The 26440-nt window shown below is 63.7% G+C and carries 20 protein-coding genes; 15 read left to right on the forward strand and 5 right to left on the reverse strand.

The features are described 5' to 3' along the window. Positions 1-68: 68 nt before the first annotated feature. From ACIQ2A_RS11425 to ACIQ2A_RS11440, 4 genes are all read left to right on the forward strand, one after another. On the forward strand, positions 69-740 hold the full coding sequence (locus ACIQ2A_RS11425) for a response regulator transcription factor (protein WP_233025635.1): 672 nt from the start codon (positions 69-71) through the stop codon (positions 738-740). Positions 741-920: 180 nt separating this feature from the next. Next, complete coding sequence (locus tag ACIQ2A_RS11430; protein ID WP_398479027.1) at positions 921-2309, forward strand: ATP-binding protein; 1389 nt, start codon at positions 921-923, stop codon at positions 2307-2309. Between the two features lie 96 nt (positions 2310-2405). Then, on the forward strand, positions 2406-2879 hold the full coding sequence (locus ACIQ2A_RS11435) for an RT0821/Lpp0805 family surface protein (protein ID WP_398479029.1): 474 nt from the start codon (positions 2406-2408) through the stop codon (positions 2877-2879). Between the two features lie 98 nt (positions 2880-2977). Then, complete coding sequence (locus tag ACIQ2A_RS11440; protein ID WP_398479031.1) at positions 2978-4357, forward strand: hypothetical protein; 1380 nt, start codon at positions 2978-2980, stop codon at positions 4355-4357. On the opposite strand, the gene ACIQ2A_RS11445 is transcribed toward ACIQ2A_RS11440, so the two are convergent. Next, positions 4354-4716 (reverse strand): iron chelate uptake ABC transporter family permease subunit, encoded by a 363-nt coding sequence (locus ACIQ2A_RS11445; protein ID WP_398479075.1) that lies wholly within the window; start codon positions 4714-4716, stop codon positions 4354-4356. The genes ACIQ2A_RS11440 and ACIQ2A_RS11445 overlap by 4 nt on opposite strands. 108 nt (positions 4717-4824) lie before the next feature. Between ACIQ2A_RS11445 and ccmI the strand changes: the two genes are divergently transcribed. The 5 genes from ccmI (at position 4825) to ACIQ2A_RS11470 (ending at position 10387) form a co-directional block, all read left to right on the forward strand. Next, positions 4825-5931, forward strand: a complete 1107-nt coding sequence (gene ccmI / locus ACIQ2A_RS11450) for a c-type cytochrome biogenesis protein CcmI (RefSeq protein WP_398479033.1) — start codon at positions 4825-4827, stop codon at positions 5929-5931. A 6-nt stretch (positions 5932-5937) separates the two neighbouring features. Then, the gene (gene ccmE / locus ACIQ2A_RS11455; protein ID WP_398479035.1) at positions 5938-6447 is read left to right on the forward strand and encodes a cytochrome c maturation protein CcmE; all 510 of its coding nucleotides are present in this window, start codon (positions 5938-5940) and stop codon (positions 6445-6447) included. Beyond that, on the forward strand, positions 6444-8426 hold the full coding sequence (locus ACIQ2A_RS11460) for a heme lyase CcmF/NrfE family subunit (RefSeq protein ID WP_398479037.1): 1983 nt from the start codon (positions 6444-6446) through the stop codon (positions 8424-8426). The genes ccmE and ACIQ2A_RS11460 overlap by 4 nt, the downstream gene beginning before the upstream one ends. Positions 8427-8429: 3 nt before the next feature. Then, a complete protein-coding gene (locus ACIQ2A_RS11465) occupies positions 8430-8912 on the forward strand; it encodes a cytochrome c-type biogenesis protein (RefSeq protein ID WP_398479039.1) in 483 nt (160 codons plus the stop codon). A gap of 131 nt (positions 8913-9043) precedes the next feature. After that, the gene (locus ACIQ2A_RS11470; protein WP_398479041.1) at positions 9044-10387 is read left to right on the forward strand and encodes a methyl-accepting chemotaxis protein; all 1344 of its coding nucleotides are present in this window, start codon (positions 9044-9046) and stop codon (positions 10385-10387) included. 10 nt (positions 10388-10397) lie between these two features. Here the strand turns inward: ACIQ2A_RS11470 and ACIQ2A_RS11475 are convergent, their stop codons facing one another. The 4 genes from ACIQ2A_RS11475 to ACIQ2A_RS11490 form a co-directional block, all read right to left on the reverse strand. Continuing rightward, entirely contained in the window at positions 10398-12665 is a 2268-nt protein-coding gene (locus ACIQ2A_RS11475) for a molybdopterin cofactor-binding domain-containing protein (RefSeq protein ID WP_398479044.1), read from the reverse strand. A 9-nt stretch (positions 12666-12674) separates the two neighbouring features. After that, entirely contained in the window at positions 12675-13655 is a 981-nt protein-coding gene (locus tag ACIQ2A_RS11480) for an FAD binding domain-containing protein (RefSeq protein ID WP_398479046.1), read from the reverse strand. Positions 13656-13657: 2 nt separating this feature from the next. After that, complete coding sequence (locus ACIQ2A_RS11485; protein ID WP_398479048.1) at positions 13658-14308, reverse strand: 2Fe-2S iron-sulfur cluster-binding protein; 651 nt, start codon at positions 14306-14308, stop codon at positions 13658-13660. Between the two features lie 78 nt (positions 14309-14386). Next, on the reverse strand, positions 14387-15268 hold the full coding sequence (locus ACIQ2A_RS11490) for a helix-turn-helix domain-containing protein (protein ID WP_398479050.1): 882 nt from the start codon (positions 15266-15268) through the stop codon (positions 14387-14389). A 302-nt stretch (positions 15269-15570) separates the two neighbouring features. Between ACIQ2A_RS11490 and ACIQ2A_RS11495 the strand changes: the two genes are divergently transcribed. The 6 genes from ACIQ2A_RS11495 (at position 15571) to ACIQ2A_RS11520 (ending at position 26278) form a co-directional block, all read left to right on the forward strand. After that, positions 15571-17154, forward strand: coding sequence for a Do family serine endopeptidase (locus ACIQ2A_RS11495; protein WP_398479052.1), 1584 nt, complete (start codon positions 15571-15573; stop codon positions 17152-17154). Positions 17155-17370: 216 nt separating this feature from the next. Then, positions 17371-18111, forward strand: a complete 741-nt coding sequence (locus ACIQ2A_RS11500) for a winged helix-turn-helix domain-containing protein (RefSeq protein ID WP_398479054.1) — start codon at positions 17371-17373, stop codon at positions 18109-18111. A gap of 116 nt (positions 18112-18227) precedes the next feature. Then, on the forward strand, positions 18228-19667 hold the full coding sequence (locus ACIQ2A_RS11505; RefSeq protein WP_398479056.1) for a sensor histidine kinase: 1440 nt from the start codon (positions 18228-18230) through the stop codon (positions 19665-19667). Continuing rightward, positions 19664-22630 carry a bifunctional [glutamine synthetase] adenylyltransferase/[glutamine synthetase]-adenylyl-L-tyrosine phosphorylase gene (locus ACIQ2A_RS11510; RefSeq protein WP_398479058.1) on the forward strand — a complete coding sequence of 989 codons (2967 nt, stop codon included), beginning with the start codon at positions 19664-19666 and terminating at the stop codon, positions 22628-22630. The genes ACIQ2A_RS11505 and ACIQ2A_RS11510 overlap by 4 nt, the downstream gene beginning before the upstream one ends. Positions 22631-22821: 191 nt before the next feature. Then, the gene (locus ACIQ2A_RS11515; protein ID WP_398479060.1) at positions 22822-23832 is read left to right on the forward strand and encodes a hypothetical protein; all 1011 of its coding nucleotides are present in this window, start codon (positions 22822-22824) and stop codon (positions 23830-23832) included. Positions 23833-24049: 217 nt separating this feature from the next. Next, positions 24050-26278: a TonB-dependent receptor gene (locus ACIQ2A_RS11520; RefSeq protein ID WP_398479062.1), complete on the forward strand. Its 2229-nt coding sequence runs from the start codon at positions 24050-24052 to the stop codon at positions 26276-26278. Positions 26279-26440 lie beyond the last annotated feature (162 nt).

Below are 26440 nucleotides of genomic sequence, written 5' to 3' on the forward strand. Positions count from 1 at the left end.
CGCCGGTATTCATTTGGCGTTCACCCGCCGGGGGCTCCACTCGGGCGCGTGAATGTGGAGAACGAAACGTGCGTCTGCTCGTCGTCGAAGATGATCCCGATCTGAACCGCCAGCTCACCACGGCGCTGACCGATGCCGGCTATGTCGTCGATCGCGCCTTCGATGGCGAGGAGGGGCATTTCCTTGGCGACAGCGAGCCCTATGACGCCGTGGTGCTGGATATAGGGCTGCCGAAGATGGACGGCATCTCGGTGCTGGAAGCCTGGCGTCGTAATCACCGCGTGATGCCGGTGCTGATCCTCACCGCGCGGGATCGCTGGAGCGACAAGGTGCAGGGCTTTGACGCCGGCGCCGATGATTACGTGGCAAAGCCGTTCCATCTCGAGGAAGTCCTGGCGCGCATTCGTGCGCTGCTGCGGCGCTCGACCGGCCATGCACAGTCGGAACTGAGCTGCGGGCCGGTGGTGCTGGATACGCGCACGGGTCGCGTCAGCGTCTCCGGCAATCCGATCAAGATGACGTCGCATGAGTATCGGCTGCTGTCCTATCTGATGCACCACACCGGCCGCGTGATTTCGCGCACCGAACTGGTGGAGCATCTCTACGACCAGGATTTCGATCGCGACTCCAACACGATCGAGGTGTTCGTCGGCCGCATCCGCAAGAAGCTCGGCGTGGATATCATCCAGACCGTCCGCGGCCTCGGCTATCTGCTGACGCCGCCGCAGGCCGGCGCGTGATGATGGCCTGCCGACATGCGCGCAAAGCTCAGCCCTCATGGTGAGGAGGCGCGCAGCGCCGTCTCGAACCATGAGATGGCTTGGCTCCGCGTATGCGGCCATCCTTCGAGACGCGCTTCGCGCTCCTCAGGATGAGGGAAGGGTCAGGGCTGCTTGTGCTCCATGCTGGCGGAGCGTCGCATGACCCGCACCAATTCGCTCGCCACCCGCCTGTTTCTCACGGCGACGGCCTGGGTGGTGGTGATTCTCGTCGTCACCGCCTTTGTCCTATCCTCGGTCTATCGCGGCGCCACTGAGCGCGCTTTCGATCGCCGGCTCAATCTCTACCTGCGCACACTGGTCGCCGAAGTGGCGTCGCCGCCCGAGCCCGGCGAACAGCAATCGCCGTCGCTCGGCGAGCCGCTGTTCGAATTGCCGTTGTCGGGCTGGTATTGGGAAATCGCCCCCACCGATGGCGAGAAGACCGAGATCCGCGCCTCGCGCTCGCTGTGGGACAAGAAACTGCCCAAGCTAGAGGACCAGGGTGCCGAGCTCACCACGTCCGGTGTTCGGCTGGGCTATGTGGATGGGCCCGAGGGACAGCATCTGCGCATGGTGGAGCGGCCGGTCGATCTCGGCGCCGACGGCAAATTCCGGATCAGCGTGGCCGGGGACGCGACGGAAATTACCGAAGAAACCCGTGCCTTCGATTACTATCTCGGCGGCACCTTTGCGGCGCTGTCCATCGTGCTGGCGCTGACCACGCTGTTCCAGGTCCGCTTCGGCCTCGTCCCGCTAAAGCGGCTCTCCCAGGCCATTTCCGATATCCGCTCCGGCCAGGCCGAGCGACTGGAGGGCACCTATCCCGTCGAGCTTGCGCCGCTGGCGCGCGAGATGAATGCGCTGCTCGATGCCAACCGCGCCATTGTCGAGCGCGCGCGCACCCATGTGGGCAATCTCGCCCATGCCATCAAGACGCCGCTGTCGGTGATCGTCAACGAAGCCGGCGCCGTGCGTGCGAATGGCAATACGGATGATCCATTGGCGGAGAAGGTGCTTGAGCAGGCCGATGTGATGCGCGACCAGGTCACCCATCATCTCGAACGCGCGCGGATCGCGGCACGGGTCACCATCATCGGCACCGTCACCGACGTGACGCCCGCGCTGGAAGCGCTGTGCCGGACCATGGAGAAGATTCATCGCAACTGCGATATCGACTTGAAGGCCGATGCGAGGGCGAAATTCCGTGGCGAGAAGCAGGACCTCGAGGAGATGGTCGGCAATCTCGTCGACAATGCCTGCAAATGGGCGGAGCATCACGTCACGATCGCCGTCGAAGTCGAACGTGTGGGGGCCGGAGATCCCTCGCCGAAGCTGCGTATCGTGGTGGATGACGATGGCCGGGGATTGTCCGATGACGAACGCGCCCGCGTCGCCCGCCGCGGCCAGCGGCTGGATGAGACCAAGCCGGGCTCCGGCCTCGGCCTGTCCATCGTGGTCGATCTTGCCGCGCTGTATGGCGGTAGCCTGACGCTGGGCCAGGCACCGATCGGCGGGCTGCGGGCCGAGTTGGTGCTGCCGGGGGTGTAGGTTCCATATCTGGCGCCCTTATCCCGCCTGAATTATCCCGTTCGTAACCACTTTGGCGTTTGCTGATGGCCAGTTTTGCGTGCGAGGTTCCCGTTCATGGTCAAGTTCAACATGCTCTGTGTTGCCGTGCTCGCGCTGGCGCTGGGTGGTTGTGACATGACGACCTCGGATGGCAGCCTCAGCCTGGGCTCCGAGACGATCGCGCGGGCTTACAGCAGCACCAAGTCGGCCGTTGGCCTATCCGAGGAGAACGCCGCGGCAGCCGTCACCAATGCGGCTTTTGGCGGCCTGATCGGCGCCCGGCTTGGCGCCCAGCTCAATGATGAGGATCGCCGGCTGGCCTATGAGGCCCAGCTCACTGCGCTCGACCGTGGTGCGCCCGGTGCGCCGGTGCCGTGGCGCAACGATCAGAACGGGCGTTACGGCAATATCGTCGCGGGACCGGTGTACAGCCAGAAGGGGCTGCAATGCCGCGGTTTCTCGCACACGATCACCGTCAATGGCGACATCAAGTCGGCGCGCGGCACGGCCTGCAAGAGCCCCGAAGGCGCTTGGGCGGCGGCTGCTTGAGTCACATCCTCAACGGGTTCTTAACGACACCACTGCTACAAGGTCAGGTGGCCGCTTTCGGTCTTGAACCCGCCGGCGAGTGCTGATTTCTGGGCCTTATGAACAAGACCTCCATCGATCGTCTCCGGGACTATCTTGCGCAGCTGCCGCAGCAGTCGCAGATGCTTCTGCTGCGCGAATATGAGCGCGCGATCGAACGCGGTGAGGACGTCAAGGTCGCGCATTTCGTGCTCGACCAGTTGCGCGGCGTGATGCGCGGACACGAGGATGCCGTGCGGCCCCGCGTCGAGGACCCGACCCGCCTGGTGTTCAGGTCGCTGGAGCCGTTCCTGGTCGATGGCGTGGCCGCAATCAGGCCGGGCCAGATCCGCCGCCCGTCGCTGTTGCCGGTCTGGCAATGGCTGGAACGTGATGCGGCCGATGCAGTGCGCGAATTCGAAACGGCGATCGCGGATGCGGGCGACAATGCTGCCGGCGTCGAGCGTGCGGTGAAGAAATTCCAGCAAGCGGCTGCTGCGGCCATCGCCCATGTTCTGTCGGGCAATGGCGGGGGCCGGGCAGCGCGCATCGGGCCGACCCATGCGGTGGAGGATCTGCCTGCCATCGGAGCGGCGCTGAAGGCGCGCGAGCAGCTCGATGCTTTTGCCGGCAAGCTGCCCAGCGTGTTGCGCAGCTTTGGCGAGGCCCAGGTGGCATCGGTCAACAGCGCGCTGAACGTGCCGGCGCTGACCACGCCGCAGGTTTTGCCTTTCGCCTTGTCGCTTGTGATGCAGCGACTGGCGGCGCCATGGCAGATCATCCGTATCGCGGTGAAGATCGCTGCCTCCGATGATGAGATCCGCGTGGCGGCGACGCCGTATGGCGTGGCGGTGACGATGGCGCTGGCCGATCTCAACACCGTTGCAGCCATTCTCCGCTCGGAGATTCGGCGGGGCCAGTTCGACAACGCGCCTGAACATCTCAAGATCGCCCATGACGGCGTGCGCGGATTGCGCACCGAACTCGACATGCGCAATGACAGCGCCTGGGGCCGCCAGATGGCGGCGATCCGGGTGGAGATTTCCTCGACACTGCAGTCCGAGATCGAGAGCGTGCCGGGCCGCGTGCGCCGCCTGCTGCGCCAGCGCCCGGACAAGGACATTGCACCCACCGCGACCATCGATCCCTCCGAGGTGGAGGAGGTCGTGGCGATGATCGGGTTCGTCGCGGTCTGCCGCACCTATGCGAGCGAGCTGGCGATCAACGAAGTGACGCTGCGGACCTATTCGGACCTGCAGCAATATGTCGAGAAATCCACCGAAGCGCTGGTGCAGTCGCTACGCGCCGGCGATGTGCGCGTGCGCAACTATCGGCAGATGCAGGCGAAGACGGCGATCCGTTTCTGCCATGTGCTGTTCGGCCAGGAATATGCGGCCCTGATGACCCGCGCCGCCGAGCAGGCGATGGTGGTGGTCGAGAAGCCGAAGAAGGCGGGCTAGACCTTCTTGCTCATTGTCAGCAGCCAGAGCAGATAGGCGTCGCCGAGCAGCAGCACGGCCCCCATCAGCGCACCGGAGACCAGCGGAACGCCGGACGATCGCGTCAATCGTCGTGCGAGCTGGGGACCGGCGAGGGCGATGAAGGCGATCGGGCCTGCGGCCGCGGTCGCAATGGCCGTGAGACTGACGGCCGCCATCACCATGATCAGCCGCGTGCGCTCGACGGGACCCCCGAGCTGCCGGGCGGCATCGTCGCCCATTTCGAGCAGGTTGATGCGCTGCGCGTGATAGATCGCGACCGGGACAATGGCGATGAAGCCGGATATCGCCTTCCAGCCCCATTCTTGACCCAGCGCAATCTCCCGCCCGGTGCAATGGCATAAAAGTCAATTGCGCGGGGGTGGTGGCCATGGTGTAACCGGCTCAGCGTCGTTTAGATCGACTCAAGGGTATGCCGGAACCCATTGATGGCCTTATGGTTTGTCTTCGCTTTAATGACCGCCGCGGCGACTTTCGCCGTGCTACTGCCGCTTGGCCGGAAGGCTGCGGCAACGGGCGGAACCGAGGTAGCGGTCTATAAGGACCAGCTGGCCGAGGTCGGACGCGATGCCGCAGCCGGGCTGATCGGTCCGGTCGAAGCCGAGGCGGCGCGGGTGGAGATCGGCCGTCGGCTGCTCGCCGCTGCGGACGCGGATGGCAAGAGCGTGACGGGCAATGCGCCGGGGATGCGCAAGGCGGTGTCGCTGGTGGCGCTCATCGGGCTGCCGCTGATCGCTGTCGGCGTCTATCTGCCGCTCGGCTCGCCCGCCATGCCGGACATGCCGCTGGCGTCGCGTCAGCAGAACCCAAATCCCAATCAATCGGTCGTGAGCCTGATTGCGCAGGTTGAGGCGCATCTTGAAAAGAACCCCACCGATGCGCGCGGCTGGACCGTGCTGGCGCCGGTGCTGGCGCGGATCGGCCGTTACGACGATGCCGTGCGCGCCTATCGCAACATCATCACCTTCGGCGGCGACAGCGCCGCCAACCGCGCCGATCTCGGCGAGGCGATGACCATGGCCGCCAATGGCGTCATCACTGCCGAGGCCAAAGCGGAATTCGATCGCGCCGTGGCGCAGGATGCCGATGAGGTGAAGGCGGGCTATTTCCTCGGGCTCGCTGCCGAGCAGGATGGCCGCCGCGCGGATGCCGCGACGATCTGGCGCGCGATGCTGGAGAAGGCGCCGGCGGATGCACCGTGGCGCCCGGTGGTGAGCGCAGCGCTGGCGCGTGTCGGTGGCAAGGGACCGGATCTGCCGGCGCTGCCACAGGAGACCGTCGCTGCGGCGCAGGACATGACGACGGATGATCGCAACGCGATGATCCAGGGCATGGTCGATCGGTTGGCGACGCGCCTGAAGCAGGACGGCAGCGATGTCGAGGGTTGGTTACGTCTTGTGCGCGCTTATCTGGTGCTCGGCGATCGTGACAAGGCCAAGGGCGCGCTGGCTGATGCGCGGCAGGCTGTTGGCAGCGATGCCGAGCGGCTGCGCAAGCTGAATGATGGTCTCAAAGACGCCGGCTTGGATGGATAGTTCGCGATGACACGCAAGCAGCGACGAATGACGATGATTGGCGGTGCGCTCGCGATCCTGGCGATCGCGGCCGGCCTCGTGCTGAATGCACTGCGCGACAGCATCGTGTTCTTCTCGACGCCGACCATGGCCGCGGAAAAGCAGATTCCGGCCGGCAAGCGTTTCCGTCTCGGCGGCATGGTGGAGCAGGGCTCGCTGTCGCGCGGCGACAATCTTGCTGTCAGCTTCAAGGTCTCCGACGGCGGCGCGACGCTGCCCGTGAATTTCAAGGGCATCTTGCCGGATCTGTTCCGCGAAGGGCAGGGCGTCGTCGCCGAAGGTGCGCTCGATGCCAATGGCGTATTCAAGGCTGATACGGTGCTCGCCAAGCATGACGAGACCTATATGCCGAAGGAAGTGGCCGACGCGCTGAAGAAGCAGGGCCGCTGGAAGGAAGGCGAGGGCGGCAAGCCCGTCGTCTCGCAGGACACGACCGGCGCGAATACGACGAGTGCCAAGCCGAGCATGACGCAATGATCGCCGAAGCCGGACATTATGCGCTGATCCTCGCGCTCGCATTGGCGCTGATCCAGTCCACCGTGCCGGTGGCCGGCGCATATCTGCGCGACACCGCACTGATGAATGTCGCGCGCTCGACCGCGCTGGCGCAGTTCCTGTTCTGCGGTCTGTCGTTTCTGGCGCTGACGACGCTCTATGTCGTGTCGGATTTCTCCGTCGCCAATGTGTTCCAGAATTCGCATTCGGCAAAACCGCTGCTCTACAAGATCACCGGCGTGTGGGGAAACCACGAAGGCTCGATGCTGCTGTGGGTGGCGATCCTGGCTTTCTTCGGCGCGCTGGTGGCGACCTTCGGCAATAACCTGCCGCTGTCGCTGCGCGCCCATGTGCTGGCGGTGCAGGGCTGGATCGCCGCAGCGTTTTATCTGTTCATCCTCGCGACCTCGAACCCGTTCATCCGCATGGCGCAGGCGCCGCTGGAAGGGCGCGATCTCAATCCGGTGCTGCAGGATATCGGTTTGGCCGTGCATCCGCCGATGCTCTATCTCGGCTATGTCGGCTTCTCCATCTCGTTCTCTTTCGCCGTTGCTGCGCTGATGGAAGGCCGTATCGATGCGGCCTGGGCGCGCTGGGTCCGGCCGTGGACGCTGGTGGCGTGGATCTTCATCACCCTCGGCATCGCGATGGGCTCCTACTGGGCCTATTACGAGCTCGGCTGGGGCGGCTGGTGGTTCTGGGACCCCGTCGAAAACGCCTCGCTGATGCCGTGGCTGTCCGGCACCGCGCTGTTGCACTCCGCCATCGTGATGGAGAAGCGCAATGCGCTGAAGGTCTGGACCGTGCTGTTGGCGATCCTGACCTTCTCGCTGTCGCTGCTCGGCACCTTCCTGGTGCGCTCCGGCGTGCTGACGTCCGTGCATGCCTTCGCGACCGATCCGTCGCGCGGTGTGTTTATTCTCGTCATTCTCTGCCTGTTCATCGGCGGCAGCCTGACGCTGTATCTGTGGCGGGCATCGTCGCTGAAGCAGGGCGGCCTGTTCGCCCCGATCTCGCGCGAGGGCGCACTGGTGCTGAACAATCTGTTCCTCACCACCGCCTGCGCCACTGTATTCGTCGGTACGCTGTATCCGCTGGCGCTGGAAATGCTCACCGGCGACAAGATCTCGGTGGGGGCACCGTTCTTCAATCTCACCTTTGGCCCGCTCTTCGTGCCGCTGCTGCTGGCAGTGCCATTCGGCCCGCTGCTGGCCTGGAAGCGCGGCGATCTGCGTGGTGTTGCCCAGCGCCTGCTGGGGGCGGGGATCGCGGCATTGATTGCTATCGCATTGGTCTGGGCCTGGACGACGGGCGGAGCTGCACTGGCGCCGCTGGCGATCGGCCTTGCCGTGTTCGTGATCGCCGGCGTCGTGGTCGATATTTCCGAGCGCATCATGCTGTTCCGGTTGCCGCTGGCGACATCGCTGCGTCGCGGGGTCGGCCTGCCGCGCGCGGCATGGGGCACGGCCTTCGCCCATGCCGGGCTGGGTGTCGCGCTGATCGGCATCGTCTGCGAGAGCACATGGAATACCGAATTCATCGGCACGCTGAAGCCGAATGATGTGGCGAAGCTCGCAGGCTACGAGCTGACGCTGAAGGACATCACCCAGCGCCAGGGGCCGAATTATCGCGAAAGCATCGCGCGTTTCCGTATTACCCGAAATGGTGACGAGATCGGCGAGATGGTGCCCTCAAAGCGCAATTTTGCGGCGCGCCAGATGTCCACTACCGAAGCGGCGTTGCTGTCACGCGGGGCGAGCCAGCTTTATATCTCGCTTGGTGACGACACCACGACGGGCGCCGTCGCCGTGCGGATGTATCACAAGCCGCTGGTGCTGATGATCTGGTGGGGGCCGGTGCTCATGGCGCTGGGCGGTGTGCTGTCGTTGTCCGATCGTCGCTTGCGCGTCGGCGCGCCGAAGCCGGCAAAAGCGCCGCGCGCGCTGCAAGCGGCGGAGTAAGCGATGCGACGAATCGCGGCTTGTTTCCTGGCTTTCGCGCTGCTTGCCGGCTCGCCCGCTTACGCGGTGCAGCCCGACGAGATCATGCAGGACCCTGCAAAGGAATCCCGTGCGCGCAATCTGTCGAAAGAGCTGCGCTGCATGGTCTGTCAGAATCAGTCCATCGACGATTCCGATGCGCCGCTGGCGCGCGATCTGCGCTTGCTCGTCCGCGAGCGTATCGCTACCGGCGAGAGCGACAGGCAGGTGATGGATTTCCTCGTCGCGCGGTATGGCGAGTTTGTTCTCCTCAAGCCGCGGCTGGAGCTGCACACGCTGCTGCTTTGGTTGCTGACGCCACTGGTGCTGATTGCGGGTGCGGTGGCGCTGTGGTGGCACAATCGCCGCCGCAACGAGCGCAGTCATGCCGAGGGCATCGTAGCACTCACCCCGGATGAGGAAGCGCGGATCGAACGCCTGCTCGGCGCGCAGGACAAATCAGGCTGAACGCGCGACATTGTCGGCGAAGGTGCCGTGCAATTGACATAAGTCATGCCACCTTTTCATGCATGATTTTATGAGTTCTTGACGTTTCTCTGCGACATTGCGGCCGTTCAATCGTCATCATGGCCGGTCCGATGTTTTCTGATAGCAATCTCACGATCCGCTTCCTCGTCATCTCGGTCGTTGCGGCCTTGCTCGTGCTTCTGGCCTTTGGCGGCGGCACTGGCCTTGTCGCCGTGCTGTATCTCAACAACGAGATCACGCGGCTGTCATCGCAATTCGGCGCGCTCAGCGGCGAGAGCCGCGATCAGGCGATGCAGATCTATCATCAGGCGCAGGCCGCGTTCTCCTACTTCCTGATGGCCTGCGCCGCGATCGGTGTGCTCGCTTCGATCGTGTGTCTCACGACCTACTTCGTCGTTTGCAACGGCATCATGGCGCCGCTCGCCGCCATCGTGCATGCGATGCGCGAAGTGGCCGACCGGAAATACGATACGTTCATTCCGGGCTCGGGAAAGTCGAACGAGATCGGCCTGCTGGCCGGCGCACTGGAGGTCTTCAAGACCAATGGCATCGAGCGCGAGCGGCTGACGGCACAGGAACTGCAGGACGCCAAGCACAAGGGCGAGCGCGCGACCTATCTGGATCAGACCATCGAACGCTTCAATACGCAGGTGACCAATGTCGTGAACACGGTGGCGCTATCCGCGACCCACCTGCAGCATAATGCCGAAACCCTGTCGCAGGCCGCGAATGATACGACCTCGAAGGCGAATGCAGTGGCCGCTGCCGCCGGCCAGGCCAGCAGCAGCGTGCAGACGGTCGCCGGCTCGACCGAGGAAATGACCACGTCCATCGGCACCATCAGCCGCCGCGTGACCGACGCGACACATCGCGCCGAAGGCGTGGCCACACAAGCGTGCAAAAGCCGCGACACCATTCATACGCTGTCCGAAGCGGCCGACAAGATCGGCGCGGTGGTGCAACTGGTTCAGGCGATTGCCTCGCAGACCAATCTGCTGGCGCTGAATGCGACGATCGAGGCCGCGCGGGCCGGCGAGGCCGGCAAGGGTTTTGCGGTGGTCGCATCCGAGGTGAAGAGTCTTGCGGACCAGACACGACGGGCGACCGAGGAAATTTCCCAGCAGGTCGGCAATATCCAGGGCATCACCAATGAGACCCGCGACGCCATCGATGGGATCTCGAACACCATCGCCGAGATCAGCGAGATCATGACCGGCATCGAGATCGACACCGCGCAGCAGCGCAACGCGACGCAAGACATCTCGCGCAGCGTTCAGGATGCGGCGCGCGGCACGCTCGATGTCTCGAACCATATCGTGCAGATCTCGTCCACGTCGTCGGAGACCGGACGACTGGCCGACGACGCCCGCGACTCCGCCGTCGATCTGGCGCGACAGGCCGAGATATTGAAGCGCGAAGTGGGTGGATTCATTGCGCGCGTTAAGGCGATGTGAGGGCGCGTCCTCACGCCATCCCCGCCAGCACCTTGTCCAGCGTCACCGGCAGTTCACGCACACGGACGCCGCAGGCGTTGTAGACGGCGTTGACGACGGCGGCATTGGCGCCGCAATTGCCGAGTTCGCCGATGCCTTTGATGCCCAGCGGATTGCCCTTGTCGTCGTCCTCATCGAGGAAGATGACATCGATATCAGGAATGTCCGCATGCACCGGCACCTGATATTCGGCGAGATCGTGATTGACGAAGTGGCCGTAACGGGGATCGAGCATCGCGGCTTCCGTCAGCGCCGAGCCGACGCCCCAGATCATGCCGCCGATCATCTGCGAACGCGCGGTCTTCGGATTGAGGATCTTTCCGGCGGCGAAGACGCCGAGCATGCGTCGCAGCCTCACTTCGCCTGTGTCGATATCGACGGCAACCTCGGCGAAATGTGCGCCAAAGGCGTGCTGCGAAAAGGTCTTGTAGGTCTCGCCACGCGCCGCCGAGCCGGTAGCGTCCAGGCCGTCGGGCGAGGTCTGGGCGATCAGTTCGGCAAGCGGGGCTGAACGATCGCCGAGTGTCAGGCTCGCTTCTTCGAACCTCGCTTGCATCGGATCGGCGCCGCGGAGCGGGGAGGCAGCATGCGAGCGCGCGGCGTCAGCGATCTTCTGGCAGAGGGCGAGACAGGCATTGTGAACCGCCGTACCCGAGCTTGCGGCCCCCCATGAGCCACCCGAACCGGGGCTGCGCGGCAGGTTGCTGTCGCCGAGCTCGACGGTGATCGCCTGCAGCGGCAGGCCGAGGCGTTCGGCGGCGATCTGGGCGAGGATCGTATAGGTGCCGGTGCCGATATCGGTCATGTCGGTTTGCACCGTCACCTGGCCGCTGCGATCGATGGCCACGCGGGCCTGGGCCGGGCCGATATAGTTCGGCCGCATGGCACCGGCCATGCCGATCCCGACCAGCTTGCGGCCCTCGCGGCGGGCGCCGGGCGTGGCTGAACGCTGCGCCCAGCCGAAGCGCTGCGCGCCTTCACGCATGCAGGCGATCAGGTTGCGGCTGGAGAATGGCGCGCCGGTTTCCGGATCGCGCTCTGGCTCGTTGCGGATGCGGAATTCGATCGGATCGAGTGTCAGCCGCTCGGCCATCTCATCCATCGCGCATTCCAGCGCGAGCAGGCCGGAGGCTTCGCCGGGCGCGCGCATCCATTCGCCGCGATTGGTGTCGACGCGAACGAGGCGATGCGTCGTGCGTCGCGTGGCCGATGCATAGAACGAGCGCGACACCACGCCGCTTTGTTCGGCGAATTCCTCGAAGCGCGAGGTGGCGGCGGTCACGTCATGCACCAGCGCCGTCAGCCTTCCATCGCCGTCCGCGGCGAGCCGAATGCGCTGCTCCATCGCCGGGCGGTGGCCGGCATTGGCGAACATCTGCTGCCGCGTGAAGGCGACCTTGACGGGACGCTGCATCTCGCGCGCCGCAATAGCGGCGAGGATTGCCTCGGCATGCGGGATCAATTTTGATCCGAAACCGCCGCCGACAAAGGGGCTGATGACGCGGACATGTCCGCGCGGTATCGCGAGTGAGGCGGCCACGCTGCTCTGGATATTGGCGATGGTCTGCGTGCTCGTATGCAGGGTCAACCGCTCGCCATCCCATTGCGCCAATGTTGCATGTGGCTCCATCGGCGCGTGGATCTCATAGGGCAGGCGATAGGTTTGATCGATGGTGATCGACGCTGCTGCGAGCGCTGCATCGGCATCGCCATGCGCGGTGTCGGGCGCGAAGCCGGCATTGATGCGCGCGGGCTTGTAGCGCTCGGCATGGGCGGCGAGGGGATCGTAGAAGCCGGGCTCCTGCATATAGCGGATATCGATCAGCGCCGCGGCGCCGCGTGCGGCCTCCCATGTGGCCGCGATGACCAATGCGACGGGCTGATCGTAGTAAAGGATCTCGTCGCTCGAGAGCATCGGGCGCGCGCGGGTGAAGACGTCGGGCACGTTCGGCGGCATTGGCGCGCCGAAGGCAGGCTGTGGCGCCATGTTGCGATAGGTGAGGATTTTGAGCACGCCTGGAATCGCTTCCGCACGCGTGGTGTCGAGCGTCGTGATGCGGCCTTTCGGAATGCCGGCGCCGAGGATCACGCCATAGGCCGGCGTCGTGCCGCGGGCGAGATTGCTGTGCTCGAAGGCATAGCGCGCGCCGCCGGTGACTTTGAGCCGGCCGTCGACGCGATCGACGGGGCGGCCGATGAAGCGGCCCGGTGTCGGAACAGTGGTGGTGTTCGATGTCATGCTGTGCTCCTAGCTGGCCGCGACCGCGAGGGTCTGGCGCAAGGTTCGTTTGGCTAGCTCGCGCTTGAAACCTGCGCTGCCCTCTGTCCGTGCATCCGCGAGTGCGCGCTCGGCCGCTGCATCGAATGTGGAAGCTTCGGCTTTGCCATTTCGCAAGACCTGCTCGGCCGCATCCGCGCGCCATGGCCGCGGCGCCAGGCCACCAAAGACGATGCGGGACGAGGCGAGGCGGCCATTGCGGCGCTCGACGATGGCGGCCACCGACACCAGCGCGAAGGCATAGGACGCGCGATCGCGGACCTTGCGATAGATCTGCTGTCCGCGCGGTGGCGTCGGCAGATGAACGGCCACGATCATCTCTCCGGATGCCAGCGAGGTTTCGATCTGCGGTGTGGCGCCGGGCAGGGAATAGAGGTCACCGATCGCGAATTGTCGTGTTTGACCAGTGGCGGTGATGGTTTCGATCTGGACACCAAGCGCGGTCATCGCCACGGCCATGTCGGACGGATGCACGGCGATGCAGGATTCACTTGCGCCAAGAATGGCATTGGCGCGATTGAAGCCGCCGATGGCGGCGCAGCCGGAGCCGGGCACGCGTTTGTTGCAGGGCGTGTGCGTATTATAGAAATAAGGGCAGCGCGTTCGCTGCAGCAGATTTCCGCCCACCGATGCCTTGTTGCGGAGTTGGCCGGATGCGCCGGCCAGCAGCGCCTGGCTGAGCAGCGGAAAATGAGCGCGCACATGCGGATGCGCGGCAAGATCGCTGTTTGTCACCTGCGCGCCGATGCGGATGCCGCGATCGGGCTGTGTTTCGATCCTGTTGAGCGGCAGGCGGCTGATATCGACGAGATGCGTCGGCCGTTCGATGCCGAGCTTCATCAGGTCGAGCAGATTTGTGCCGCCAGCGATGAATTTGGCGTTCGGATGTTTCGCGACTGATGCGATGGCGCCGGAGACGGTGGTGGCGCGTTCATAGGTGAAGGGTTGCATGACTACGCCTTCTCGGCTGCGTCGCGAATCGCGGCGACGATGTTGGGATAGGCGGAGCAACGGCAGATATTGCCACTCATGCGTTCGCGGATTTCGTCGTCGGTGAGGGCAAACCTGTTTGCCCCGACGTCGACGCTCACATGGCTTGGCCAACCCAGCCGGGCCTCCTGCAGCATGCCAATGGCGGAGCAGATCTGGCCCGGCGTGCAATAGCCGCATTGGAAGCCATCGCGCTCGATGAAGGCGGCCTGCATCGGATGCAGGTCGTCGTCTTTGGCGAGGCCTTCGATGGTGGTGACGTCGTCGCCCTGATGCATAACGGCGAGCGTGAGGCACGCATTGATGCGGCGCCCATTGACGAGCACGGTGCAGGCGCCGCATTGGCCGTGATCGCAGCCCTTCTTGGAGCCGGTGAGGCCGAGATGCTCGCGCAGCGCGTCGAGGAGCGTGGTTCGCGTATCGAGCCGCAGCTGCATGGGTCTGCCGTTGATCGTGAGATCGAAAGCGAGGGGCTCGTGAGCCGCGGCAGACGTGATTTCTGTAGCGGCTGGCGCGGCTTCCGCCAGGCCACTGGAGACCGCCAGCGCCAGGGCCGAACTGCTTTCCAGCACCTGCCGTCGTGTCGGCAGAAAGGGATCGATCGCACCAGTCATCGCGCACTCCATGTCTCGTGGGTGCACGGGATGTGTGTTTTTCGGGCGGGATTGTCTTCCATGATCCCGGGGCGGATATCAGGATTCCGGAACGGCGCGTGCGAAGGCCGCGGGCGTGATACCGCGCAGGCGCTTGAAGGTGCCGGAAAAGTGGCTCTGGCTGCAGAACCCGGTTCGTGCTGCGACATTGGCAATTGGCATCTCGCCAGCGCGCAGAATGACCTCGGCGTGGCGGACGCGCTGCTCGAGAATGAAGGCATAGGGCGCAAGGCCCGTACTGGCCTTGAAACGGCGCGCAAATGTATCGACGGGCAGCCTGGCGATATCGGCAAGTTGTCGCAACGAGATATCCGCGGCGAGATGAGCGGCGATGAAGTCCTCGACCCGGCGCAGGACGGCGCCGCTCAACCGACCATACGCCTTGGGTCTCCGCTTGCAGCGATCACGTTGTGCAATCCGATGCAGCACGAAGCCGGTGAGATGCTCGACATAGCCGTTCTCGACTTCGACTCCTGCGGCGTGATCTTCCTGAAAGGCCTGCAGCGCAGCAGCGATCGCGGCGTCGCGCTGATTGAGCAAAGTGGGCAGCGTCTCGTTGCGAATGCCCAGCCGGGTCGTGAAGTCCGGATCGATCCAGAGCGCGGTGTAGACGAGATCGGCGTCGCGGTAATTGCCATCACGAACAACATTTGCCGGCACGAAGGACAGCGAGCCCGGCCGATCCATGCCGCGATAGCTGGTTTCGCCGGCACAGTTGATGCGCGTCTCGGCTGTGCCGCCCTGGCGCGTCAGGATGAGCACATGCGCTGGTGCCGACCATGTCACGTCGGCTTCCCGGCATGTCCAGCGCCGGTGATCCAGAATCACGCGGTTCTCGAGCCATCCCCGCGAGGCCGGTGGATTGGCCATCACGCCTGATGCCTGAATGCGACCTGTGCCGAGCAATGGGTCCAGTGACATGTTGATCCCTGTGTCTTTCCGTGAGCCGACAGCCAAAGGTCCTACGGGACGGGCAGGGCGGCAAGATGACGAAGATCTGTGGCAGCTATGAAATGCGTGCAATTTCAGGCGATTCGGCTCGATTTCGGCGCCTTTCGGGATCATGTCTCTGGATTGTGCGGAGCCGCGTCACCCCGCCGCACCGATCTTCGCCAAATTACAAAACCTTAATCCCCCTGCCAGCGCGCGGTAAGGTTGGCCCTGCCATCTTCGGATCACACAAGGCGCCTTGCCCCCAGCGCCGTGCTCTGGAGATTTCTTCGATGTCCGACCGTCCCACCGATTTTTCCTCTCTCCCGTCCTACAAGGCGCCGCGCCGTTCGCTGCTGTCCGTGCGCAAATTTGCGCTGATGGCCTCCGTCGTCGCCGGTCTCGGCGTTGCCGCCTATGGCATCTCGCCGTCGAAGGATGGCATCAATTTCACCACCGCCGCGCATGCGCAGGTGGACAAGCAGGTCAAGGCACAGGCCGCGCAGCCGATGGGCTTTGCCGATATCGTCGAGCGCGTGAAGCCGTCGGTGATCTCGGTCAAAGTCAATATGAAGGAGAAGGTCGCGTCGAAGGACGACGACAACAGCGACTCGCCTTTCCAGCCGGGCTCGCCGATGGAGCGCTTCTTCAAGCGGTTCGGTGAAAACGGCGTGCCCCCCGGCATGCGTGGCAATCCGCGCGGTGGCCGTGGCGTCGTCAGTGGCCAGGGCTCCGGCTTCTTCATCTCGGCCGACGGCTATGCCGTGACCAATAATCACGTGGTCGATGGCGCCGACAAGGTCGAGGTCAACACCGATGACGGCAAGACCTATTCGGCCAAAGTGATCGGCACCGATCCACGCACCGATCTGGCGCTGATCAAGGTCGATGGCCGCACCGACTTCCCGTTCGCCAAGCTCGCTGATGGCAAGCCGCGCATCGGTGACTGGGTGCTGGCAGTCGGCAATCCGTTCGGCCTCGGCGGCACCGTGACCTCTGGCATCGTCTCGGCCTCGGGTCGCGATATCGGCAACGGTCCGTATGATGATTTCATCCAGATCGACGCAGCCGTGAACAAGGGTAATTCCGGCGGTCCCGCTTTCGACGTGTCGGGTGAAGTGATGGGCGTCAACACCGCGATCTATTCGCCCTCGGGCGGCAGCGTCGGCATCGCGTTCTCGATCCCCGCATCGACCGTGAAAACGGTTGTCGCACAGCTGAAGGACAAGGGGTCGGTCTCGCGTGGCTGGATCGGAGTCCAGATCCAGCCGGTGACGCAGGATATCGCCGACTCGCTCGGCCTGAAGAAGGCGGAAGGCGCATTGGTCGCCGAGCCGCAGTCGGATGGTCCGGCGGCGAAGGCCGGCGTCAAGTCGGGTGACGTCATCACCCAGGTGAATGGTCAGCCGGTGAAGGATGCCCGCGAACTCGCCCGCACCATCGGCGGCTTTGCACCGGGTAACACCGTGAAGCTCAACGTGATGTCGAAAGGCGAGGACAAGGTTCTGTCCATGACCCTGGGCACCATGCCGAGCGTGCAGGAAGCCAAGGCTGATTTCGGTGGCGACAAGGACACGTCCTCGCGCGGCTCCGATGTGCCGAAGCTCGGCCTCACGGTCTCGCCATCGAGCAGCGTGGCCGGTGCCGGCAAGGAAGGCGTCGTCGTCACCGGCGTCGATCCGAAGAGTGCCGCGGCCGAGCGTGGCTTCAAGGAAGGCGATGTCATTCTCGAAGTCGCCGGCAAGAATGTCACCACGCCGGGTGACGTGCGCGAGGCGATCGTCGCCGCGCATGCCGACAAGAAGAACAGCGTGCTGATCCGGGTTCGCTCGGGTGGCTCATCCAAGTTCGTCGCGGTGCCGCTGGCCAAGGGCTGAGCATCGCGCTGAAACGGAGAGTGTCGCCGGCATAGTCGCCCCCGCTGACGGTGCTTTCCAGGGAGCGAGTGAATAGCTCGCTCCCACTCTTCCCTTCCGAAGGATAGTGCCCCCTTCCGTCGGAAGGCGTGTGGGCGGCGAGGTTTCCCCCAGCCTCGCCGTCCATCCATTTCAGGCGGACCTTCCGCCGCCTTGCATGAGAGCCGAGTGCACGCCATGGTGACCGAAGTTCAATCGATCCGCGCCGACGCGATCCAGTCCAGAGCCGCTCCCGCAATGCGCCTTCTCATCATCGAAGACGACCGCGAATCCGCCGACTATCTCGTCAAGGCGTTTCGCGAAGTCGGCCACATCGCCGATCATGCCGCCGATGGCGAGGAGGGCTTTGCCCTCGCCGACAGCGGTGATTACGACGTGCTCGTGGTCGATCGCATGCTGCCCAAGCGCGATGGTCTCTCGGTGATCGGCGGGTTGCGCGACAAAGGTAATCGCACGCCGGCTCTGATCCTCTCCGCGCTTGGCCAGGTCGATGACCGCATCAAGGGCCTGCGCGCCGGTGGCGACGACTATCTGCCAAAACCGTATTCATTCGCCGAGCTACTCGCCCGCGTCGAAGTGCTGTCGCGCCGCCAGGGAGGGCCTGCCGAAGAGACGAGCTATCGCGTCGGCGATCTCGAACTCGACCGGCTGTCCCACGGCGTCACCCGCGGTGGTCAGGAGCTGATCCTGCAGCCGCGCGAATTTCGCCTGCTCGAATATTTGATGAAACATGCTGGCCAGGTGGTGACGCGCACCATGCTGCTGGAAAATGTCTGGGACTATCACTTCGATCCGCAGACCAATGTGATCGACGTCCACATCTCGCGCCTGCGCTCGAAGATCGACAAGGGTTTTGACCGCCCGCTGCTGCATACGATCCGCGGCGCCGGTTATATGGTGCGCGACGGGGTAAAGTAGGCAAAGCCCGATAGAGCGCAGCGCAGTCCGGGAATGTCGAGACTGTTAAAGCGCAGGGGCCCGGGTTACGCTGTGCTTCACCCGGGCTACAGGTCCGTATCCTCAAGAGACGTTTCGTGACCGCCCTCGGTAAACTCTTCCGCACCACCGCATTCCGGCTGACGCTTGCATATCTGCTGTTGTTCGCGTTTTTCGCCACAGCTTTGCTCGGCTATTTCGCCTGGAATACGAACCGGCTCATCAACGACCAGATCACCACCACGGTGAACAGCGAGATGAGCGAGCTCAGCGAGCTCTATCAGCGCCGCGGGCTGCGCGGCATCGTCTTTGCCATCGAGAACCGCGCGCTGCGGCCGGGCGCCAATCTCTATCTCATCACCACGCCGGCCGGGCAGTCCGTGGCCGGCAATGTGTCGTCTCTGGCGCCGGGGATTCTGGAGAAGACCGGCTGGTCGGAGACGCCGTATCGCCGGCTCGACGATCCCGATTCGCCGAACCATCGTGCGCTGGTGAAAGTCGAGTCGCTGTCCAGCGGCTTCCGTCTGTTGATCGGTCACGATCTGGAGGAGCGCCGACGGCTGTTCGACATGGTCGAGGATGCTGCAAAATGGTCGGTGCTGATCGTGGTCGTGCTCGGCCTTGGCGGCGGCATCTTCGTGTCGCGCCGCGTGCTGCGCAAGATTGACGCCATCACCGGCACCACCCAGCGCATCATGGCCGGCGATCTGTCGGGCCGGCTGCCGGTCGGGCGCAGCGGCGACGAGTTGGACCGTCTGGCGGAAAATCTCAACACGATGCTGGAGCGCATCGAGGCGCTGATGAGTGGCCTGAAGGAGGTCTCCGACAATATCGCGCATGATCTGAAGACGCCGCTGACACGGCTGCGCAATCGCGCCGAGGAAGCACTCGCACGCGCCAGCAACGAGACGGAATATCGGGCCGCGCTGGAGCGCACCATCGAGGAATCCGATGGGTTGATCCGAACCTTCAACGCATTGCTGATGATCGCGCGTGCCGAGTCCGGTCAGGCCCGCGGCAACATGGACGTGTTCGATGTGGCGGATGTGGCGGCCGGCATCCACGAACTTTATGAACCGCTCGCGGAAGATGCCGATCTCGTTTTGAAAGTCGAAGCCTCCGTCGCGCCCGTACATGGCAATCGCGAATTGGTCAGCCAGGCGCTGGCCAATCTCGTCGAGAATGCCATCAAATACGGCAAGCCGGAAACGGGCGAGGGTGCGGCAGCGCCCGAGATTCTGATCGAGGCGCGCCGCGAGGGCGATCAGGTGCTGCTCAGCGTCTCCGATCACGGTGCGGGTATTCCCGAGGCCGATCGCAAACATGCGGTGGAGCGTTTTGTGCGGCTGGAAGCGAGCCGGACATTGCCTGGCTCGGGCCTCGGGCTCAGCCTCGCATCGGCCGTTGCCAAGCTGCATCATGGTGAATTGCGACTCGGCGACAACAATCCCGGCCTGCGTGTGACATTGGTATTACCGGCCGCAACCGGAGAGGCCCTTGCGGGGCAAAGCGCGAATGTGCAACAGAAGTCGGCATGACTTCTGTCAAAAGAGGCGAGGGCCAGCCGATGCTGGCCGCGCAATTCGTGAGCGGACCGGAACTGTTCGATGCCACCGAGGCCGAACGCCGTTTCGCAGATTGGCTCACGGATATTGCGCCTGATCAGGCCAGCGCATTGCAGGCCATTGTCGATCAGTATCCATATGCCCGCGCCATTCTGTTCGGGATTGCGGAAGCTTCTCCGTATCTTTTCGATCTGATCCGCACCGATGCAGCGCGCGCGCTGCGCGTGCTGAACGGTGATCCCGACCAGGCGCTGCCCGGTCTGATCGCGCATGCGGTTGAGCTTGTGGGCGAAGCCTCCAGCGAAGCCGATGTGATGATCGCGCTGCGGCGGATGAAATCCGAAGCGGCACTGATGATTGCGCTATGCGATATCGGCGGCGTGTGGCCGGTGATGCGCGTGACGCGCGCACTGACCGATCTCGCGATCACCTCGGTGCAGGCTGCCATCCACTATCTGCTGACGCAGGAGGCCGGCCGCGGACGTATCCTGCCGCCGGATCCGGCCAAGCCAGAAGAGGGGAGCGGCCTGATCGTCTTCGCCATGGGCAAGATGGGCGCGGGCGAACTGAACTATTCCAGCGACATCGACCTCATTGTCTATTTCGATCTCGAACAGCACACGCTGGCCGAGGATATCGAACCGAACACATTCTTTGTGCGCGTCGCCCAGGGCATGTCGCGCCTGCTGCAGCAGCGCACCGGCGACGGCTACGTGTTCCGCGTCGATCTGCGATTGCGTCCTGATCCGGCCTCGACGCCGGTGGCCGTCTCGACCGCATCCGCGCTGTATTATTACGAGCGCGAGGGCCGCACCTGGGAACGCGCGGCGATGATCAAGGCGCTGCCTTGCGCTGGCGATCCCAAGGCCGGCGAGCGTATGCTGGCCGACATCTCCCCCTTCGTCTGGCGCAAGCATCTGGATTTCGCAGCTTTGGCCGATGTCCATGACATGAAGCGCCAGATGCAGACCTATCGCGGCCAAAGCGAGATTTCGGTCGAGGGCCACAACGTGAAGGTCGGCCGCGGCGGCATTCGCGAGATCGAATTCTTTGCTCAAACGCAGCAATTGATCGCGGGTGGCCGCCATCCGGAGTTGCGTGTTCGGCCGACGCTGGATGCGTTGACTATTCTCGCCGCCAATAACTGGATCACTGATGAGGTGCGCGACGAACTCACGCGCGCCTATGAATTCCTGCGCCGCGTCGAACATCGCCTGCAGATGATCGCCGACGAGCAGACGCATGCGCTGCCGGACGAGGTGGAAGCGGTCGAACGCTTCGCACGCTTCTTCGGCTATGCCAGCCGCGAAGCTTTCGTGCGCGATCTCCTGATGCACCTCAATTGCGTGCAGGGGCACTATGGTCGCCTGTTCGAAGGCGATGCCACCGACGACAATCATCTCCCGGCGGTCGATTACAAGGCGGGCGCCTCCGATCAACGCCTGCTCGAACATCTCAACAAGCTCGGCTTCCGCAAGCCGGCGATGGTGGCGCAGACGGTGCAGCACTGGATGCTGGACGACGACTATCGTGCGCTTCGGGTCGAAGCCACGCGGCAGGCCTTTCTCGATTTCGTCCCGACGCTGATTGTCGGTCTCGCCGATGCCGAGGAGCCAGACAGCGCGGTGATCGCCTTCGATCGGTTCCTGCAGGCGCTTCAGCGCGGTGGGCGATTGATCTCGCTGCTCAGCCAGAATCGCGATCTCGTGGCACTCGTCGCACTCGTGCTGGGTGCGGCGCCGCGGCTTGCGGATATGCTGGCGCGGCAGCCGCAGCTCGTCGATGGCCTGATCGATCCGCGCTTCTTTGGCGCGATGCCGGATCGCCGCGAACTGTCGCTGCGCCTGGCGGCGACACTCGAAGACGCCAACTCTTACGAAGAATTCCTCGATCGCCTGCGCCTGTTCGGGCAGGAGAGCCTGTTCCTGATCGGCACCCGCATCCTGTCCGGCACGGTGACGGCGCCGCAGGCGAGCACAGCGTTTGCCGATGTCGCCGAAGGCATCGCACAGACGCTGCACGGCCTCGTGCTCGACCAGTTCATCGCCCAGCATGGCCGCATCAAGGGGCAGGAAACGGCGATCATCGCCATGGGCCGGCTCGGCAGCCGCGAGATGACGGCGTCGTCCGATCTCGATCTGATCCTGATCTACGACTTCGATCATGACGCGCCGGATTCCGATGGCCCGCGCTCGCTGCATGGCGCGCAATATTTTGCGCGGCTGACCCAGCGCCTGATCAGCGCCTTCACCACGCGCACCAATTACGGTGTGTTGTATGAAGTCGATATGCGGCTGCGGCCGTCGGGGCGCTCGGGTCCGCTGGCGTCGCGCATCGATTCCTTCTCCGAATATCAGCAGACCGAAGCCTGGACCTGGGAGCATATGGCGCTGACGCGCGCGCGCGTCATCTCGGCATCGCCGGCGTTTCGCGACAAGGTCGAAGCCGCCATTCGCGAGGTGCTGGTCCGTCCCCGCGAGCATGGCATCATTGCCAATGATGTCGCCGAGATGCGCCAGGCCATCGCCGAGGAAAAGGGCGAGGACGATATCTGGGATATCAAATATGCCGCCGGCGGCATGGTCGATATCGAATTCATCGCGCAATATCTGCAGCTCGTCCATGCGGCGGAAAAGCCTGCGATCCTGAGCGTGAATACGCAACAGGTGCTGGAAAATGCCGCCAAGCTCGGCGTGCTGAAGACAGAGCATTTCGATGTGCTGCGGCGGGCGATGCGGCTGTTCAGCGACCTCACGCAAATCCTGCGGCTATGTGTCAGCGACGGCTTCAAGTCCGAGACCGCAGGCGCCGATCTCCTTCGCCTGCTTGCGCGCGTCAGCAACGAGCCGGATTTCTCCTCGCTGGAAGCGCGTGTGCGCGAGATCCAGCACGATGTGCGCGACGTGTTTCGCCAGATCGTGGATGTGCAGGGCTGAAGCGGACGGATTGTTGCACCTGGGCGGTTGTGCGGAGCGTCGGCGAATGCAAGCACGCGAATGGCTGGATCAATTCCAGACACGTGCCATTGTGTCATCTGTATCGTCTCCTCTACGCAGGCAATGTTGTCGCGCGCTCAGCCCGATGGCCGCACGCGCTGACGCGTTCATTGCCTGATCGAGGAACCGATATGCCATTTCGACGCGCTCACGCCGCCATCGTTGTTTTGGCCCTGACCGGAGTCGTTGCCCCCACGTATGCGAAAGCCGAGAGCATTTCTCTTGTCGAGACCTCGCTGCCGGGCGAAGGACAGCGTCCGCAAGGCGTCGTTCTCGGTCCCGACGGCAATATGTGGGTCACCGAAGTCATCAAGCATCAGATTTTTCGCGTGACGCCGGAGGGCACGGCCACGGCATTCCGTGTGCCCGGCGACAAGGTTGGCGTTCTGCAGGGCATCACTGCTGGGCCTGACGGCAATCTGTGGTTCACGTCGCGCGAAGAGAACGCGATCCGGCGAATCTCGCCAAAGGGCGAATTCAACGGCATGTTCGTCATTCCGTCGCAGGCGACGACGCCGACCAAGTTCAACACCGGCTCATGGCCGCGCGGGATCACAGTTGGGCCTGATGGCCAGATCTGGTTTGCGGAGATGGCGGCAAACAAGATCGGGCGCATCACGCTGACGGGCGAATTCAAGGAATTCGACATTCCCACAGAAAATGCGCAGGCCTATGGCGTGGTCTCGGCACCAGACGGAAATCTGTGGTTCACGGAAAGCAACGCGGGAAAGATTGGCCGCCTCGAGATCAGGACCGGGAAGATCACGGAATTTGCGCTGAGCAATCCGCAGTCGCGACCGCGCGACATCACCGTCGGGCCCGATGGTCATCTCTGGTTTTCGCTGAACGGCTCGGATCAGATCGGCCGCATTTCGATGAGCGGTGAGATCAAGGAATTTCCGCTGCCGGCGGACACCAAGCCGATCGGAATCGCGAGCGGCGGCGATGGCAATGTGTGGTTCACGGCGTTCAAGCCGCACAAGATCGGTCGCATCACGCCGGCTGGTGTCGTCTCGTTCTTCGACCTGAAGACAGAGAATGCGCAGCCATTCGGAATGACAACTGGCCCGAACGGCACGATCTGGTTCACGTCGCAGGCGAACCAGGTCGGGCGTGTCGAACAGTCTGCTCAGCGTAAATAACGACGGTGGAAGGTCGGCTGTCGCAATGCCGAAGCGGGTTGCATGCCGCTCGTATCGGTGTGATCGGCGCGAACAGTTAGATAGAATCTAGGCGCACCGCAATTGTGACCGCACGGTGTCATCCTGTAAGGCGCCCCTTGTTGGTTGACAGAAGTCAGCCGGGAATGGGGCAAGAATTCACATGGCGTGCGGGTCCAATCTTCATACAAATTCTCTGATGGCGGCGGTCAGCGTCACGGCGCTGCTGCTCGGTGGCGGGGACGCTGCCGCACAGGCCGCGCGTGAACTTCCTGCCGTCGAAGTGCATGCGCCGAAGCCGCGTGCAACCCGCAGAGCCGTTCCGCGCCCGAGCGTCACGCGCGCGCCGCAGGCAGCGCCGCGCGTGGTTGCGCCACGTCTGCCGACCACACCACCGACCGGCACCATGGGCAATTTGCCCGCCGCCTATGCCGGCGGCCAGGTCGCGTCCGGCAGCCAGGTCGGCCTGCTCGGCAATCGCGGCGTCATGGACACGCCGTTTAACCAGACCAGCTACACTGCTCAGACCATTCAGGATCAGCAGGCGCGCAAGCTCGACGACGTGTTTGCGAATGATCCATCGGTGCGCGTCACCGTCCCGCGTCTCAGCGGCTTCGATCAGGTGAATATCCGCGGATTCAGCGTGTCCAGTACGGGATACGGGATCAACGGTCTCTACGGCATCGCCTCGGCTTTCTCGACATCGTCGCTGGGGGCATTCGAACGGGTCGAGGTGCTGAAAGGACCGTCGGCCCTGCTCAACGGCATGCCGCCGAGCGGCGGCGGCGTTGGCGGCAGCGTCAATCTGGTGACCAAGCGGGCCGGCGAGGTACCATTCGCTCAGCTCACCAACACCTATTCGTCGCGCTCCCAATTCGGCACCCATCTGGATGTCGGGCAACGGTTCGGCGAGTTCAAGGAATTCGGGGTCCGCTTCAATGGCAGCTACAAGGACGGTAACACCGAACTGGCCAATCAGAGCCAGGAAGTCGGCAACGCCTTCCTCGGTCTCGACTATCGCGGCGAGCGCGTACGCCTGTCCGCAGACCTCGGCTATGATTACAACAATGCCACCGCGATGACGCGCTTTGTCGATCTCGGCAATCTGACGGCCGTCCCGAAGGCGCCCGATGCGCGCGCGAACTACATGCCGAGTTGGGGCTTCTGGGCGTCGGAATCGCGTTACGCCATTGTGCAGGGTGAGGTGGACATCACCGAGAACCTCACAGCCTATGCGCAAGCTGGACTCAGCAAGAGCAACACGCGCTACCTCTATTCGGATATCCGGCTCACCAATCTCAACGGTGATTTCACCGGCGATCCCCGGCGCAACAACCAGGAGCACGACCGGGTCGCAGCCCAGGGTGGCTTCCGGGCGAATGTCGATACCGGTCCAGTCAACCACGCCATCAATTTCAATGTATCAGCGTCGGGGGCCGACACCGGCATCTATAACGACACCGGAACGCGTTTTACGTCGAACCTCTACAACCCCCGTCCGTCTCCCGTGCCGAATGTTCCGGTTCGCGCCCCCAACACGACTGGCAAGTTCAATCTGTCCAGCTTTGGTGTCGCCGATACCATGTCGGTCTGGAACGGACGCATTCAGCTGACCGTCGGCGTGCGGCACCAATATGTGGAATCGGAATCATTCGATATGCGTACCGCAGCGAGGACCGGCGGTTACGATACGTCTGCGACCACGCCGGCCTATGCATTTGTGATCAAGCCGCTCGAGAATGTCTCGATCTATGCCAACTATATCGAGGCGCTGGAAGCGGGCACGATCGTCGGCGATCAGTATGCAAATCGAGGTCAGGTGCTGCCGCCTTATCGCACGACGCAGCACGAAATGGGCGTGAAAGTCGATTGGGGGCGGATCACGACCACCGTCAGCGCGTTCGACATTGTGCGGCCGATGCAGCTGGTCGATCGTTCGGTCACGCCGAATATCCTCACGCAGTCCGGCGAGAACCGCAATCGCGGCGTTGAACTCAATGCATTCGGCGAGGTCGCCGACGGCGTCCGCCTGCTGGGTGGCGTGATGTTCCTCGATGCGCGCCAGCAGCGGACCGACAACGGCACCTATGATGGCAATCGCACGTTCAACGTTCCCGACACTCAGCTCAATCTGGGCGGCGAGTGGGATGTGCCGTTCATTCCTGGCTTCACGCTGACGGGCCGGGCCATCTATACGGGATCATACTGGACCGACCCTGCCAACAAGGTCTACGGCCCGAGCTGGACCCGCTACGATGCCGGCGCGCGCTACACATTCGTATCGCCCTGGAATGCCAAGCCCATAGTCGTGCGCTTTTCGGTCGAGAACCTGCTCGATACCAATTACTGGCAGGCCTCGACCAATGACGGCTACGTCATCCTCGCTGCGCCGCGAACATATATGGTGTCGACGACGTTTAATTTCTGACATCCGCATTCCCAGCGGAGCGTATCACCGAGTATCAGACCGCCGCGTCATTGTCGCGGCGGTCTTTGCATTGACGAGGCGTGCGTCGAACTTACTGCTCCGGCTTGACCTTGCCGACCTCGACCACCGTCTTCCAGCGATCGAGCTCTTTCTCCAGGAACG

Source organism: Tardiphaga sp., assembly GCF_044336785.1.
Classification (GTDB): domain Bacteria; phylum Pseudomonadota; class Alphaproteobacteria; order Rhizobiales; family Xanthobacteraceae; genus Tardiphaga.